This window comes from Acetobacter oryzifermentans (assembly GCF_001628715.1).
Taxonomy (GTDB): Bacteria; Pseudomonadota; Alphaproteobacteria; order Acetobacterales; family Acetobacteraceae; genus Acetobacter; species Acetobacter oryzifermentans.
Genome location: NZ_CP011120.1, coordinates 1,600,001 through 1,614,522, shown reverse-complemented (window position 1 = coordinate 1,614,522; position 14,522 = coordinate 1,600,001). Strand labels below are relative to the sequence as shown.

The following is a 14,522-nucleotide window of genomic DNA, read 5'->3' as shown; positions in this document are numbered from 1 at the left end:
TGTATCCGCCGCAGCCAAGAAAGGAGGCAGATAGCGTGACACAGCGTTTTACGCCGCCAGAGGTTAAAGGGTGGTGTCCGGGTCTGTTTGCCCCCATGCAAGCCAAAGATGGCTGGTTGGTGCGTGTAAGGCCACCATTGGGCCGGATAACTGCGGCGCAGGCTGTTTTTCTGGCACAGATTGCAGAGCGTGAAGGCAATGGGCTGATCTGCCTTACCAACCGCGCCAGCCTGCAATTGCGTGGGTTCTCTCATAACAACGCCTTGCGTTTTCCCGAACTGGCCGTTCTGGCAGGTTTAGGTATGGCCAATCCTGAGCATGAAAAGCGCTTGGCGTTATTGGTATCCCCTTTGGCGGGGTGTGATCGATCCTGTGCTCCAGATACGTTGGAATGTGCCGCAGCTTTGCGCATGGCCTTGTGTCATGCCGATACTCTTTCTGTATTGCCGGATAAGTTTGGCTTTGCCGTAGATGGCGGAGGGCTGTTTACTGTTGGGTTGTTGAAGGCAGATATCACGTTGCAAGCCAATGGGGCGGGGTTGTGGTCTGTTGTATGTGGCAATCAGAAAAGCAAGGCTGCCCCCATTCAGACCATAGTTGAATTGGCTGTAAAGTTGGCCCAGGCTTTTACCGCCATCCCGGAAGGTAAACGGCCAGCACGGTACCCAGCAACGGGTAAAATGCTCTTTCAGGCCATTCATCAGCCTTATTATCCAGCAGAAGTTACGAGTGCAGCCGTGCCGGATCCGGCTTTATTAGCAGGCTCAATAGGTTCTGCCTTATATGCCCTTAATGCGCCATTAGGCATTTTAACATCCACTATGCTGCGTAGCTGCGCGCATCATGCACGAAACGGAGATGGCATCCTGCGGCTTACGCCGTGGCACAGTATTATTCTGCACGGTATGCCGTACGCGCCGCATGTGGCGGATATGGTGGATACAAGCACCAATCCTATTTTACGAGTTTCTGCCTGCATGGGAAATGCAGGATGTGCGCAAGCAGAAGGTGCAACACAAGCATTGGCAAAAACACTGGCGCATAGTTTGGGGGCAGGGGAAAGCCTGCATGTATCTGGATGCAGTAAAGGCTGTGCGCACCCTGCAAAAGCAAGCTGGACGGTTGTTGCCGACCAAAATGGCTATGGGCTCATCCACAATGGCACGACATCGGGGCCTGTCATGCGCTTTTTCCCAGATGACACAGCAGTCGAAGACTATTTTATAGGCACCAAGCCACAGGAAAGGATAATGAATGGCCGCGTATGAGTATATCAAGGATGGAGCAGCTATTTACGAACGCTCCTTCGCGACCATTCGGGCGGAAGCCGATCTGTCTGCCTTTGCGCCGGAAGAAGCGCAGGTTGTCGTACGTATTATTCATGCCTGCGGCATGGTGGAAATGGCGCAATCTGTTAGCATGACGGCTGATTTTGTTACGGCTGCCCGCACGGCTCTGAAAAAGGGCTGCGATGTTTTGTGTGATTCCGAAATGGTGGCGCATGGGGTTACGCGGGCGAGACTGCCTGCTGATAATGCCGTAACCTGCACGCTGCGCGATAGTCGCACCCCGGAATTGGCGCGTCAGATTGGCAACACCCGCTCAGCCGCAGCGCTGAATTTGTGGGGTGAAAAGCTGGCTGGAGCAGTGGTTGCCATTGGCAATGCACCGACAGCACTCTTCCACTTGCTGGAAATGTTGGATGCAGGCGCACCGTACCCTGCGGCCATTATCGGGCTGCCGGTAGGTTTTGTGGGTGCCATGGAATCTAAGGAAGCTCTTTCCCTCCGCAAGGATGTGCCTTGGCTTGTTGTGCGCGGTCGGCCGGGGGGCAGCGCCATGGCTGCTGCTGCTGTAAATGCTCTGGCTTGTGAGCGTGAATAAATGACACGCGGCAAATTGCAGGTTGTTGGCGTAGGCCCGGGTGATCCCGAACTCATGACAGTAAGGGCTGTTCGGCTGGTGCAGGCGGCAAAGGTCGTGGCGTATTTCTGCCGTCATGATAGGCCGGGCCATGCGCGTACTATTGCACGTGCACATATTGCGCCCGATGCCGATGAGTTGCGGCTGGAATATCCATTCACAACAGAAGTTTCCGTTGCCAATCCGGCGTATCATGGTGGCATGAGCCAGTTTTATGATAACTGCGCGCGCAATCTGGCTCAACGGCTGGAAAAAGGGCAGGACGTCGTTCTGTTATGTGAGGGCGACCCCTTTCTGTATGGTTCGGCCATGTATCTTTTTGATCGGCTGAAAGCCGGTTTTGAAACCGAAATTGTACCCGGCATTATGGCTATGAATGGCTGCTGGACACAGGCACATCTGCCCATAACGCACGGAGATGATGTGTTGTGCGTTCTCCCTGCCACATTGCCAGAAGAAAAGCTGACCAACTGGCTGGAACAGGCAGATGCCGCAGTTATCATGAAAACAGGCCGTAATATGCCACAGGTCAAGCGGGCGCTGGAAAAAGCGGGGCGTTTGGAAGATGCCGTATATGTTGAACGCGGCACGCAGGAAAATACCCGTATGTGTGCCTTGCAAGAGCAGGCAGATAACGTGCCTTATTTCTCGCTGGTTCTGCTGCCGGGTCGGAAAGGTGTGAGATGAAGGGTAGCGTTACCATTATAGGGTTAGGGCCAGGTAATAGCCTCCAGCGTACGCCACAGGCAGATCAGGCCTTAGCTCAAGCAACAGATCTGGTTGGCTATGGCCCGTATGTAAATCGGGTAGAAGCCCCTTCGCATGTTGTTCGTCATGCCTCAGACAATAGGGTAGAACTTGATCGTGCTCGCCATGCGTTGGAAATGGCAGAGCAAGGGCGACATGTGGCAGTTGTTTCTGGTGGAGATGCAGGCGTATTTGGCATGGCCAGCGCTGTGTTTGAAGCATTGGAGCAAGGGCCAGATAAATGGCGTGCGCTGGATATTAGCGTTGTTCCCGGCTTAAGTGCTGTTCTGGCTGCGGCTGCACGGCTGGGTGCCCCGTTGGGTGGGGATTTTTGTGTGATGTCCCTTTCAGATAACCTCAAGCCCTGGGATGTCGTGCTGGAACGGTTGCAGTTGGCTGCACAGGCTGGATTTGTGATTGCGCTGTATAATCCTCGGTCTCATGCCCGCCCGTGGCAGTTGGGTGAGGCATTGGAGCATTTGCGCGGTGTGTTGCCAGCCACTATTCCCGTTGCTTTCGCGCGCGCCATTGGGCGACCTGATGAAGCTGTGCGGCTTTCCACCCTGCAGGATGCCAATGCGGAATGGGCCGATATGAGCACATTGGTGCTGATAGGTTGTAAAGCCAGCCGTTTGGTGGATCGGCCCAATGGTGAACCGTGGTTCTATACTTTACGGCGGGTTGATGCAGCTTGATGCGCCTGTAACCATGCCATGGCTTGTTGGGCAGTTTCTACTGTAGGGATATGAGGGCAGGCCACTGGGCGGTCAATCATCAGGACGGGAATACGCAACAGGCGTGCAGCTTCCAGTTTGGGGTATGTAGCACTGCCCCCAGAGTTTTTGGAAACCAGAAGTGTGATGCCGTAATCCTGCATCAGCTTGGCTTCACTGTTCACATCAAAAGGCCCGCGATCCAGCAGAATGGTTGCATTTGGAGGTAAGGAGGCCGGATCGGGCGCATCAATAGAGCGAATGAGGTAATGATGTTGGGGTGCAATTTTAAACGGCGCTAATTCCTTACGGCCTGTTGTTAAAAAAATGCGCTGTGGTGCTGTTCTCCATTTTGGGGAATTGGCTAACAGGCTGGCGGCTTCTTTCAGATTAGCCGCATGGAACCATCTATCGCTTGGCATTTCCTGCCAATCAGGACGTTCAAGACGTAGCAGTGGCGTTTGCGTAGTGCCGCAGGCTGTGGCGGCGTGTTGGCTCATAGTGGCAGCAAAAGGGTGGGTGGCATCTATGAGCGCGCTGATGCCATGTGTTTTAAGCCATGTGCTTAATCCATCAACGCCTCCAAAGCCACCAATCCGCACGGATAGCGTAGGTAAATGCGGCTGTTTGGTTACTCCGGCAAGGGAAAGCGTGGTACTGATGGAGGGGGTCTGCTCCAGATCACGGCACAAGGCAGAAGCTTCTGTGGTGCCACCGAGAACAAGAACGCGAAAATTATTGGAAGATGAAGGCATACGGGCAAGCTTTACAGCATAAAAAATAAAACTGTTGTAAAAGCCCAGCCCATTAGCGTGCAAGTGTGTGCCAAAAAAGGAATGGATAAATGACCGAGCAACCCCAACATGCGCCACACCCCCCGTGGCTCACCCTGATCGGGATTGGGGAAGATGGTGTGGAAGGTCTTTCTCCTGTTGCGCGTTCCATTCTTACACAAGCGGTTTTTGTGGTCGGAGGGGCTCGCCATTTGGAACTGGCGGCTTCATTAGTGCAGGGGAAAACACTTGCTTGGCCCACACCCTTTGAACGCGGAATAGATGCTATTCTTGCCCGAAAGGGTGCGCCAACTGTAGTGTTGGCCTCTGGTAATCCATTCTTTTTTGGCGTGGGTAATACACTTGCGCACTCTATCCCACCACAGGAAATGCTGTGCTTACCAGCTCCATCTTCTGTGGCTTTGGCATGTAGTCGGCTTGGGTGGGCAGAGCAGGATTGCCGGGTGATTTCTTTATGTGGCCGCCCCATAGAGCAGCTTTATCCAGCTTTGCAGCCATCTGGCCGTGTGATTGTACTGTCTGCTGATGAAAATACGCCGCGTGTTTTGGCCAACTGGCTTAGTAATAAAGGGTTAGGGGCAACGCGCTGCCATGTGCTGGAGCGGCTAGGTGGCCCACATGAAGCCATGTACAGTTTTTACGCCAGCAAAGGTGCGCCGGATAAGATACAACGGCTTAATCTGATCGGGTTGGAAATAGATGCCCAAAGTGCTCCGCACACATTGCCCCTTGCCAATGGGTTGCCCGATACGTGCTTCGAACATGATGGCCAGCTTACAAAGAGGGAAATTCGCGCTGTTACACTGTCATCCCTAGCGCCTCGGGCAGGGGAGTTGTTGTGGGATATTGGGGGGGGAGCTGGTTCCATCAGTATTGAGTGGATGTTGGCATCTCCCTTCTGCCGCGCTGTGTGTGTTGAAGCGCAGCCAGAGCGGGTTGCACGCATTGCACGCAATGCTGTGGCTCTTGGTGTGCCGGGGTTAGATATAAGGCAAGCCCGTGCGCCAGAAGGCATGGAAGATTTGCCAAAGCCTGATGCTATTTTTATTGGCGGAGGCGCAAGCCGCGCTGGTGTGTTGGAAACTGCATGGCAGGCTCTTAAACCCGGTGGTCGTATTGTTGTGAATGCCGTGGTGGCCGAAACAGAAGCGCGCTTGCTACGCGCTATGCAGGAGTGGGGTGGAACGCTTACGCGTATCTCTGTGTCTCGGTTAGAGAAGATAGGTTCTCTGCACGGTTTCCGCCCTGCCATGCCGGTAACGCAATGGATTGCGCAAAAGCCCGGCACCGCATGATATTTCTAGGTATGGGCTGGAACAGCAGGGCTACCTTAGCACAGGCTCAGGCGTGTATTGAACTCGCCTTGGCGCGGCAGTTTGGTAAAGAGTTGTCAGCTCTTGCTGTGCCTGCATTTCGACATACAGAAAATCTGCCGTTACAGGCAGCAAAATGGCTGGATATCCGAATTATCTGGGTAGAGCTTGCCGTCATGCAGCAGATGAATGCGCAATGCCAGACAGTAGCAGCCCGTAGCATGCAGTATACTGGCGTAGCCTCGGTATCTGAAGCCTGTGCATTGGTTGCGGCTGGCCCACAGGGCAAACTTATTGTACCGCGTTGCAGCATGAGTGGTGTGACATGCGCCGTGGCAGAAGGAGATATTTGAATGACCGTGCATTTTATAGGGGCAGGCCCCGGAGCAGCTGATCTGCTTACCATACGCGGAAGGGATATTTTGGCATCCTGTCCAGTATGTTTGTATGCAGGATCTATTGTGCCGCCGGAAATGCTGCAATTCTGCCCGCCTGATGCGCGTAAGGTTGATACAGCCCCCATGACATTGGACGAGATTGAAGCCGAATACGTAAAAGCCCATCAGCAAGGGCAGGATGTGGCACGCCTGCATTCAGGTGATCTGTCTGTGTATAGCGCTGTGGCAGAGCAAATCCGCCGCTTGGACAAGCACGGTATTCCGTGGAGCATGACACCGGGCGTACCAGCCTTTGCGGCAGCGGCTTCCATATTAGGGCAGGAATTAACCATACCAGGCGTTGCCCAAAGTGTGGTGCTTACGCGTGTAAACGGGCGTGCTTCCGCTATGCCAGAAAAAGAAACGCTGGCAGCGTTTGGCGCTACAGGGGCTACATTGGCTATTCATCTGGCAGTGCATGCGCTGGATAGAATTGTAGAAGAGCTGACACCCTTTTATGGGGCGGATTGTCCGGTAGCTATTGTGGCCCGAGCGACATGGCCAGATCAGCTTGTGCTACGCGGAACACTCGCTAACATTGTAAATAAATTAAAAGAAAACCCCATAGAACGCACCGCACTTGTGATAGTGGGCCGGGTATTGGGGGATAAAGATTTTAGGGAAAGCGCTTTGTATAACCCTGATTATCGGCGGCGTTTTCGCGGGCAGGACTAAGCTTTCAGGCTTGCCCAACCAGATTGCCTGCACGGTCAAACACCAGCACATCGGCTTGTATGGGGGCGGGGTGTAGAACGTCCTTAACGGTTTGCAAGGCCGAGCGGGCAATGAGGTTGCCTAGCGGAAAACCCTGCTGACTTGCGTGCAAAAAGGCCTCTGCTACTGTGGGGCTGCGCGCAATAGTGTCTGCTATATCGGGTTTTCCGTTATGTGCGAGAACAAGCGCAGCCAACTGGCGCATGTCTGCTGGGCCTCGTTTAGAATGCAGGTCCATAAAGCCTTGGCCAAGCTTGGTCATTTTGGCGATACCGCCAGAGATCGTAAGGTGTGGCACAGGATGTTTGCGAAGGTATTTTAACAGGCCACCAGCAAAATCCCCCATTTCAATAAGCGCACTGTCGGGCAGATTATAGAATTTCTGCACGCCTTTTTCAGAAACATTTCCGGTGCTTCCTGCCAAATGCGTCAAGCCTTCAGCGCGCGCAACATCCACTCCTCGATGGATGCTTTCAATCCATGCCGAGCATGAAAAAGGCACTACAATGCCGGTTGTGCCCAGAATGGACAAACCGCCCAGAATGCCTAGCCGACTATTTAACGTACGTTCAGCCAGTTTTTCTCCATTTTCTACACTGATACTCACCTCTGCATCTGGGCAGATACCGGCATTTGCTTCGGTTAAAGCTGCACGGATCATGGCCCGAGGTGTTGGATTTATGGCTGGCTCTCCCACCGCTAGCGGCAAGCCGGGGCGGGTGACAGTGCCTACACCGGAGCCTGCTTGAAATGCGATGCCGTAACCAGCAGGCAAAGCTTTGACGGTTGCACGGATAAGCGCCCCATGCGTGATATCGGGATCATCCCCCGCATCTTTAATAACTTCAGCAAAAGGTGCCTCTAGCGTGCCACCGGTACGGGCAATGGCGAAACCAACATGTTGGCCGGAGGGAAGGGTGATATTTACGCAGGCCGGGGCCGAATGGCCGTTTAGGATCTGCCACGCTGCCTTTGCGGCGGCTGTTGCGCAGCTGCCTGTTGTCCAGCCTCGCCGGAGGGGATGAGTGTTGGGTGCCATGCGGCATGATGTAATTCATCTGCGTGTTGCAGAACATAAAAAAAAGCCCCATCCATTGCTGGACGGGGCTTTTTGCCAGCTTTGCATATAAAGCAGAGCGGATTCAGGATTGTTTGCTGAGGGAAAGTTCTTCACCAATATCACCACGGGCTGCGGCTGCGCGCTTCTGTTTCTCCCGTTCGGAGATTTTTTTCAGGTAACGATGTGCTTCGGGTGAAATGGTCAGGCACATGGTCATCAGGGCAGAGGCAACATACAGACCAGAGAAGATCCAGATAATACCTTCAACGCCGTGCCAGGATTCAAACCACGTTACAATGGCCGGGCCAACCCATGTGCTGGCGCCAGCGCCCAGCCCAAGAGCTGAAAGAGCCGCAGCTTTTTCCTTCGGGCAAATCTGGGGCACCAAACCGGACAGAGGCACAAAAGCAGCTAAGGAAGCGCCATACAAAGCGCCTACAATAGCAGCAATCATAAAGTTGCCGGGAAACATCTGCGGCACATAATAGAAAGCAGGCACCATAATGGCTGCCCCAATGCCGCCACCAAAAGCCACAACTTCGCGATGGCCGAATTTGTCTGCTGAAATGCCGGAAAACAGGTTTACCAGAATATTGGACAGGAACACAATCGACAGCAACTGCAACCACTGAGAAAGCGTAAAGCCAATAACCTTGGTAAAGAAGGTCGGCATAATCACCAGAAACGCATATTCGGATGATGTGTTGATTGTGCGTACCACCATGGCCACAAAGGTTTTGGGTTCGCGCCATAGAATACTGATAGAGCTGAAGAAGATTTCCTTGGCTGGAGTGCCGGGGGCTGCCAGACGCTGAGAGCCTGTGGGTTCACGCGTAAGCAGCAGAGCCAGCAAGCCACCAAAAACAACCATCCCCAGAGAAGACCAGAAAGTGGCCATTTCTCCGATAACAGGGATGGCAAAGCTGGCGAACAGAGAGCCCAAGGTAGGCAGACCACCAGAAAAGGCAAACCAGAACCAGCCTGCTGCAGAACCAAGCTGGCGCGGCGGCGTGGCAGCAGCAATCCAGACCAGAAAGCCGTAGGTGAACAGCGGATACCCTAAACCACGCAGGGAATAGGCCAGCAGCATAATGGGATAGCTGTTAACGGCAACACCACAGGCCAGAAAGATAACTTCAAAAACGGCCCAGATCGCCAAGCCAATCCACATTACCCGCTTGGGGCCCCATAGATCAGACAGTGGGCCAGATAGCCATGCGGAGATAGAAACAGTAACGCCGTAAATAGTGAACAAAAGTGCGGTATTACCGGCTGATGTACCATGCCCTTCCAGATAAGGGGCAAGGTAACCGGCTTCTACACCATCACCGATCATGAAGAACAGAAGCCCCACAAAGCCCCAGAACAGGGGCGCGGGAATTCCAAGACGATCTGCAAAAGATGCAGGCGGAGGCGACAGGGAGTCTGTCTGTTTCAAGGGGAGATACTCCTCTTTACACAGGCAACCGTCATTTTGACGGGATATTCCACCGAAGTGCGGAATATGCTGGCTGACTGCAATTCTCCGGGTGATGCCAAATGGCCGTTCACTCCGGAATCTTGTGGAAAAATACGGTTCGGAGGGAAGTCCGCGCCTGAATGGTAAGAGCCAATAGGGGCTTCTAACCATAAAAAGCCTCAGGACATGTGTCTGAGGGAAAAAAGCGCAGCGGGTCTGCGGCACTATGCGATAGCTGGATGTATCTGCTTGCCAGATGGGAGAAAAGGAAAAATCTGAGAGTAAACAGATTATGGTTTTATATTATTGCAATAATATAAAACAGGCACCCATCTAAAGACCACAAGAAAACGAAACCATTTGATGTTAGGGAAGAATTACAATTCTAAAGGAAAGGCCTCTCCTTATGCCAGTTGTCATAACATTGCCTTGATAATATTTTCTAATAAAATTTTCAACGGAAAATTTTTGCAATATATTATTTTGGCATAATTATAAAATGTGAAAATAAATATATAATTTTATAATAATTGAAAAATTACTTTTTAAAATCATAAATTTATAAAACAAATACTCATGTATTATTTTTCATTTTTATTTATATACAAACCTTTCCTGTGTTTATGATTATGAATTCTCACAAAATGTAACACAGGAAAAGTTTTTTATAATCAGACGGCTATAGCATCCAGCAAGGCAATGCCCGAACGCTTGGAAAGAGCCTGCCTATAGTTCTCTACTGCAGCGGGATAGGTAAGCCCTTTGATAATGGAAAAACTGTGCAGATGCGCAAACAGATGAATATCATCATAAGAAAGCGCCCCCTGAAGAGTAGATGGTTCAGGCAGGAGAGAGGCCAAATCTTCTAACAATGCATTTAACGGGAGAAGGGCCTCTGGGCCTCCATTAAAAATCGTGCAGAATGGGCCAGTTGAAGCCTCTTTTTTGCGAATAAAGTATGCTCGTCCAGATGTGGTGGAAAACTCTGCGAAAGGGGCCGCTGCGGCGCGAGGCAAAAACTGCCTATACAGCAGCGAACTGGAGCGGCTGATCCAATCAGAAACTTCTGGACGGGAAGGAACTGTAAGGAGAGGTGTTCCTTCCCGGTCTATCTGCGCAATAATATCCAGACTTTCCCCCAGATAGTGCCCGTTTTCTTCCAGAATGGGCAGCATTTTCTGGCCGATCATACCTATGGGTGTTGCTTCATCATCATTTTGAAGAACAACAATCTCGACAGGAATGTTTTTGAGGCCAAAAATCATTCTGGCTTTAATGCAGAATGGGCAATGATCATAAACATAAAGTTTACGCATAAGAGACAACTTTCTGATACAGAGTGTAGGATCGAATATCCTGCAAAAACAGGGTGTTCGCTTTGCTGTTTACGCACTAAGCATAAAACCTATCATAAATGATTTTATAGCAGAAAGAGGCCAAAATGGATGCACAATTCTGGGACATGAAATGGCAGAAAAACCAAATTGGCTTTCATCTTTCCGCTGTTAATCCGCTTTTGGTCAAATATTTCCCTGTTCTGGAGCTTAAGGAGGGCGCACGTATTTTTGTGCCATTATGTGGCAAAACGCTGGATATTCATTGGCTCCTACAACGTGGCATGAAGGTGGTTGGAGTAGAGCTTAGCCAGATTGCGGTAGAACAGCTTTTTTCTGAACTTGGTATAACGCCACAAATATCTCAAGTGGCCTCCAATATGCTGTGCTTTAAGGCTGAAAACCTAAACATATTTGTGGGTGATATTTTCGCGCTCTCTCGTGCATTACTCGGTTGCGTACAGGCAATTTACGATCGGGCCGCTTTGGTGGCCTTGCCGCCCGCCATGCGTATAACTTATGCAGAGCATCTGATAGATATTTCGGGCAAGGTAGAGCAACTTCTTGTTACTTTAGGTTATGATCAGTCTTGCATAGCGGGGCCACCGTTCAGTGTAACCCAGCAAGATATTCAGCGGTATTATGGGGCAGATTATGCCATAATGTGTTTGGATAATACTTCGGTAGCAGGAGGTCTAAAAGGCGGTGTGCCAGCTACCGAGAGCGTATGGCTTTTGAAACCTGAATAGTCTGTATCAGGAATTTACCAAAAAACGGACAGGTAATCATTTATATTGTCAAATAAATGATACGGTTAAGAAATAATTTTGCTTATTCTTACAGCTTTGACCTCTTGCGTCTTCTTCCCTATATGAGCCTTCTTTTTGACAAGTTTCATGCTCCAGAGGGAGAAGAATGACAGATGGCAGAGGTTGCTTCACCTACTAATACCAAACGGCGCACCTACGCTATCCTGATTGCCCTTGTGCTTGGCATTCTGTGCGGGCTTGCGGTGCATGATCTGTTTCCGGCCTATATTTCGGCTGCGCATCAGGTGGCAACCTTGTTAACAGGGTTTTTCCTGCGGCTTATACGCATGATTATTGCGCCGTTGGTATTTGCAACATTGGTAAGCGGTATCGGCAAGCTGGGGGACGATACCTTGGTGGTGCGCGTGGGTGGGCGCGTTTTGCTGTGGTTTATCACCATGTCCTTTATTTCGCTGCTTATTGGCTTGTTTGCAGCCAATATTTTGCAGCCAGGTCATGGGTTTTCTGCGCCTCTGCCGTCTGATATTTCATCCTTAAAGCATCCTTTTCAGCCTGTTGAATTTTTACTGCATGTGGTGCCAACCAGTGTCATGGATGCCATGGCGCGCAATGATATTCTTCAGATCGTGGTATTCTCGGTTCTGTTTGGTGTGGCCTTGCCCGCAGCGGGCAAGGCCGGTGAAACCATGCTGAAATGGACCGAAGAGCTGGCGCATATCATGCTGCGTATGACAGACATGGTGATGGTGCTGGCGCCACTAGCCGTATTTGGCTCCATTATGGGCACTGTAGCCCAAAGTGGCGCTGGCATGTTGCTGCATTTTGGACGGTTTTTAGCAGAATTTTATGGCACGATTTTTGTGCAGTGGGGCGTTCTTACCTTTATTGCTTTTCTGGTTCTGGGGCGCAGCATTAAAAGGCTGGTGAGCGAGCTTGTGCAACCTGTGCTGTTAGGTTTTGCCACGGCTAGTAGTGAATCTGTTTATCCGCTGCTGCTTGAAAAGCTGGAAAATTTTGGTGTACCTACTCGGATCAGCGGTTTTGTGCTGCCGCTAGGGTACAGCTTCAATATGGATGGCTCCATTCTGTTTCAGTCTTTCGGGGCCATTTTTATTGCACAGGCTTATGGCATCCATATGCCGTGGTCTCAGCAGTTTCTGATGCTGTTGGTGATGATGCTAAGCAGTAAGGGTATTGCGGGCGTACCGCGAGCCTCACTTGTTACGCTTGTGGCTGTGCTGCCTCAGTTTGGTCTGCCGGAAGCAGGTATTGCGCTCATTCTGGGTATTGATCATTTTCTGGATATGATGCGCACAGCAACCAACGTGTTGGGCAATGGGTATGCCGCTGCAATCTCGGCTAAATGGGAAGGTGCGCTTTCTGATGGGCCAACAGAGGATACGCTTTAAGCTTTAATAAGTGCCCGATTGGCCGCGTTAAACGCCAGAAAACGCTATATGCAGGGCACCTATTCTTTTTTCCATACCACAGGGCAGAAATAGGGGGCGTATAATGCCCCCATGAAAACACAGTCTTCTGCCAGCAGCCCAGCCGATATGATTTGCGTCCGCGGGGCACGTGAACACAATCTGAAAAACGTTTCTGTTTCTGTGCCGCGCGATAAATTTGTTGTAATGACCGGCGTTTCAGGGTCAGGCAAATCCTCGCTGGCATTTGGCACAATTTATGCAGAAGCCCAGCGTCGGTATCTGGAATCTGTTTCTCCTTACGCACGTCGGCTGTTTAATCAAATGCCAGTGCCGGTTGTGGATGCCATAGAAGGCCTGCCCCCAGCCGTAGCATTGCAACAGCAGCGCGGAGGCAGTAGCAGCCGATCTTCTGTTGGCAGCCTAACTACACTCTCAAACCTCTTGCGCATGCTGTATTCGCGGGCTGGCACGTATCCTGCTGGCATGAGCCGTTTGGAGGCAGAAGATTTCTCGTCGAACACGCCAATGGGGGCATGTCCACGCTGCCATGGGCTAGGGCGTATTTACGATGTAACAGACAAAACATTGGTTCCGGATGATACGCTCAGTATCAGGCAAAGGGCCGTTGCGGCATGGCCGACTGCATGGCAGGGCCAAAATTTGCGGGATATTCTGATCACGCGTGGTGTGAATGTAGATATTCCGTGGAAAGATCTTCCCAAAGCCACGCGGGACTGGATCCTTTACACAAAGGAAACCCCAACAGAACCTGTTTACCCCGGTCGCACGCATGCGCAAGTGCTGGAAGCTATCAAGCACGGTGTTCCCGCAGATTATAACGGCACCTTCACCGGTGCACGCCAATATGTGCTGAACACATTCACCAAATCGCAAAGCGCTAAAATGCGGGCGCGAGCTGCATCGTTCATGGTTAGCAGCGTGTGCCCAGAGTGTCATGGTCAGAAGCTTAAAGTTGAAGCGCTTCAGGTGTTATTTGCTGGGCGCAATATTGCCGAACTTTCATCTTTACCGCTCAAGAAAATTACGGCCATTTTGCGCGAACAAAGCCAGCAACTCAAAAAGCAGACCGATGCGACGGGGCTGGCCGCTTATGGTATTGTGGAAGCGCTGATAGAACGCTTGCAAACTTTATTGGAATTGGGGCTTGGCTACCTTCAGTTAAGCCGGGGCGTGCAAACACTTTCCCCCGGTGAATATCAACGTCTGCGTTTGGGCACTCAAATCCGTTCTAATTTGTTTGGTGTGCTGTATGTGCTGGATGAACCAAGCTCTGGTTTGCACCCATGCGATACACAGGCCCTTCTTAAGGCACTGCATGGATTGTTGGATGCAGGAAATTCGCTCTTGGTGGTTGAGCATAACTGCCAAGTTATTCGGCATGCAGAATGGCTGGTGGATGTAGGGCCAGATGCAGGCGAAAAAGGTGGGGAAATCCTGTATAGTGGCTCATTAGAAGGACTGAGGTCTGTTTCTCGCTCCCGCACGCGGCCTTATATTTTTAATGAGATTAAGCACGGGCAGATGGTTCCACTCAAGCCTGAAGGGTGGCTTTGCCTGAAGAGTATCAATTGGAACAATTTACACAATGTCACGCTAGAATTGCCCTTAGGTGTAATGACGGTAGTGACGGGTATTTCTGGTTCCGGAAAATCCAGTTTAGCCGGTCAGGCATTGGTCAGTATCGTTTCCAAGGCACTTGGGCAGAAAGAACCCGTTGAGCAGCCTGAAGCCGGTGAAAACGATATTCCAGAAGTGGCGGAAAGTGCTGAACCAGAAGGGCAGGTGGTCAGCGGGTTACAAAATATTC

The 14,522-nt window shown here is 51.2% G+C and carries 14 protein-coding genes (1 of these 14 cut by a window edge); 10 read left to right on the top strand and 4 right to left on the bottom strand.

Annotated elements, in window-relative coordinates; genetic code table 11:
* Positions 1-35: 35 nt before the first annotated feature.
* Genes WG31_RS07660 through cobJ form a run of 4 tightly spaced genes read left to right on the top strand, consistent with a single transcriptional unit; the run spans position 36 to position 3,365 of the window.
* On the top strand, positions 36-1,268 hold the full coding sequence (locus WG31_RS07660; RefSeq protein ID WP_063354143.1) for a precorrin-3B synthase: 1,233 nt from the start codon (positions 36-38) through the stop codon (positions 1,266-1,268).
* Positions 1,255-1,884, top strand: a complete 630-nt coding sequence (locus tag WG31_RS07655) for a precorrin-8X methylmutase (protein WP_006117170.1) — start codon at positions 1,255-1,257, stop codon at positions 1,882-1,884. Before WG31_RS07660 ends, WG31_RS07655 begins: the two co-directional genes overlap by 14 nt.
* Positions 1,885-2,610, top strand: coding sequence for a precorrin-2 C(20)-methyltransferase (locus tag WG31_RS07650; RefSeq protein WP_063354142.1), 726 nt, complete (start codon positions 1,885-1,887; stop codon positions 2,608-2,610).
* Positions 2,607-3,365 (top strand): precorrin-3B C(17)-methyltransferase, encoded by a 759-nt coding sequence (cobJ, locus tag WG31_RS07645; RefSeq protein ID WP_063354141.1) that lies wholly within the window; start codon positions 2,607-2,609, stop codon positions 3,363-3,365. The genes WG31_RS07650 and cobJ overlap by 4 nt, the downstream gene beginning before the upstream one ends.
* Here the strand turns inward: cobJ and WG31_RS07640 are convergent.
* A complete protein-coding gene (locus WG31_RS07640) occupies positions 3,335-4,138 on the bottom strand; it encodes a cobalt-precorrin-6A reductase (RefSeq protein WP_063354922.1) in 804 nt (267 codons plus the stop codon). The two genes, cobJ and WG31_RS07640, sit on opposite strands and share 31 nt — an antisense overlap.
* Positions 4,139-4,227: 89 nt before the next feature.
* Here WG31_RS07640 and WG31_RS07635 point away from each other — a divergent pair, with 89 nt between their 5' ends.
* The 3 genes from WG31_RS07635 to cobM are packed head-to-tail and all read left to right on the top strand — an operon-like array spanning position 4,228 to position 6,602.
* Positions 4,228-5,472 (top strand): bifunctional cobalt-precorrin-7 (C(5))-methyltransferase/cobalt-precorrin-6B (C(15))-methyltransferase, encoded by a 1,245-nt coding sequence (locus WG31_RS07635; protein WP_063354140.1) that lies wholly within the window; start codon positions 4,228-4,230, stop codon positions 5,470-5,472.
* A complete protein-coding gene (locus tag WG31_RS07630) occupies positions 5,469-5,843 on the top strand; it encodes a cobalamin biosynthesis protein (RefSeq protein ID WP_063354139.1) in 375 nt (124 codons plus the stop codon). Before WG31_RS07635 ends, WG31_RS07630 begins: the two co-directional genes overlap by 4 nt.
* Positions 5,844-6,602 (top strand): precorrin-4 C(11)-methyltransferase, encoded by a 759-nt coding sequence (gene cobM / locus WG31_RS07625; protein WP_063354138.1) that lies wholly within the window; start codon positions 5,844-5,846, stop codon positions 6,600-6,602. It abuts the gene before it with no gap.
* A gap of 4 nt (positions 6,603-6,606) precedes the next feature.
* Here cobM and WG31_RS07620 read toward each other — a convergent pair whose 3' ends face one another.
* The 3 genes from WG31_RS07620 to grxB all read right to left on the bottom strand — a co-directional run bounded on the left by WG31_RS07620 (position 6,607) and on the right by grxB (position 10,476).
* Positions 6,607-7,680 carry a cobalt-precorrin-5B (C(1))-methyltransferase gene (locus tag WG31_RS07620; RefSeq protein ID WP_063354137.1) on the bottom strand — a complete coding sequence of 358 codons (1,074 nt, stop codon included), beginning with the start codon at positions 7,678-7,680 and terminating at the stop codon, positions 6,607-6,609.
* Between the two features lie 103 nt (positions 7,681-7,783).
* On the bottom strand, positions 7,784-9,139 hold the full coding sequence (locus WG31_RS07615; RefSeq protein WP_063354136.1) for an MFS transporter: 1,356 nt from the start codon (positions 9,137-9,139) through the stop codon (positions 7,784-7,786).
* Between the two features lie 692 nt (positions 9,140-9,831).
* Positions 9,832-10,476, bottom strand: a complete 645-nt coding sequence (gene grxB, locus WG31_RS07610) for a glutaredoxin 2 (protein ID WP_063354135.1) — start codon at positions 10,474-10,476, stop codon at positions 9,832-9,834.
* Between the two features lie 125 nt (positions 10,477-10,601).
* Here grxB and tmpT point away from each other — a divergent pair, with 125 nt between their 5' ends.
* The 3 genes from tmpT to WG31_RS07595 all read left to right on the top strand — a co-directional run.
* Entirely contained in the window at positions 10,602-11,243 is a 642-nt protein-coding gene (gene tmpT / locus WG31_RS07605) for a thiopurine S-methyltransferase (RefSeq protein WP_063354134.1), read from the top strand.
* A gap of 173 nt (positions 11,244-11,416) precedes the next feature.
* Positions 11,417-12,673, top strand: coding sequence for a dicarboxylate/amino acid:cation symporter (locus WG31_RS07600; RefSeq protein WP_006117159.1), 1,257 nt, complete (start codon positions 11,417-11,419; stop codon positions 12,671-12,673).
* Between the two features lie 111 nt (positions 12,674-12,784).
* Positions 12,785-14,522 carry the 5' portion of an excinuclease ABC subunit UvrA gene (locus WG31_RS07595; protein ID WP_063354133.1) on the top strand. Its footprint extends 776 nt past the window's final position, so only the first 1,738 of its 2,514 coding nucleotides appear in the window; its start codon is at positions 12,785-12,787; its stop codon lies off the right edge, out of view.

What these genes read in the sequence shown, in the direction of transcription:
- WG31_RS07655 (WP_006117170.1), top strand. Translation starts at nt 1,255, where the DNA reads ATGGCCGCGTATGAGTATATCAAGGATGGAGCAGCTATTTACGAACGC.
- WG31_RS07650 (WP_063354142.1), top strand. Translation starts at nt 1,885, where the DNA reads ATGACACGCGGCAAATTGCAGGTTGTTGGCGTAGGCCCGGGTGATCCC.
- cobJ (WP_063354141.1), top strand. Translation starts at nt 2,607, where the DNA reads ATGAAGGGTAGCGTTACCATTATAGGGTTAGGGCCAGGTAATAGCCTC.
- WG31_RS07640 (WP_063354922.1), bottom strand. Translation starts at nt 4,138, where the DNA reads ATGCCTTCATCTTCCAATAATTTTCGCGTTCTTGTTCTCGGTGGCACC.
- WG31_RS07635 (WP_063354140.1), top strand. Translation starts at nt 4,228, where the DNA reads ATGACCGAGCAACCCCAACATGCGCCACACCCCCCGTGGCTCACCCTG.
- WG31_RS07630 (WP_063354139.1), top strand. Translation starts at nt 5,469, where the DNA reads ATGATATTTCTAGGTATGGGCTGGAACAGCAGGGCTACCTTAGCACAG.
- cobM (WP_063354138.1), top strand. Translation starts at nt 5,844, where the DNA reads ATGACCGTGCATTTTATAGGGGCAGGCCCCGGAGCAGCTGATCTGCTT.
- WG31_RS07620 (WP_063354137.1), bottom strand. Translation starts at nt 7,680, where the DNA reads ATGGCACCCAACACTCATCCCCTCCGGCGAGGCTGGACAACAGGCAGC.
- grxB (WP_063354135.1), bottom strand. Translation starts at nt 10,476, where the DNA reads ATGCGTAAACTTTATGTTTATGATCATTGCCCATTCTGCATTAAAGCC.
- tmpT (WP_063354134.1), top strand. Translation starts at nt 10,602, where the DNA reads ATGGATGCACAATTCTGGGACATGAAATGGCAGAAAAACCAAATTGGC.
- WG31_RS07600 (WP_006117159.1), top strand. Translation starts at nt 11,417, where the DNA reads ATGGCAGAGGTTGCTTCACCTACTAATACCAAACGGCGCACCTACGCT.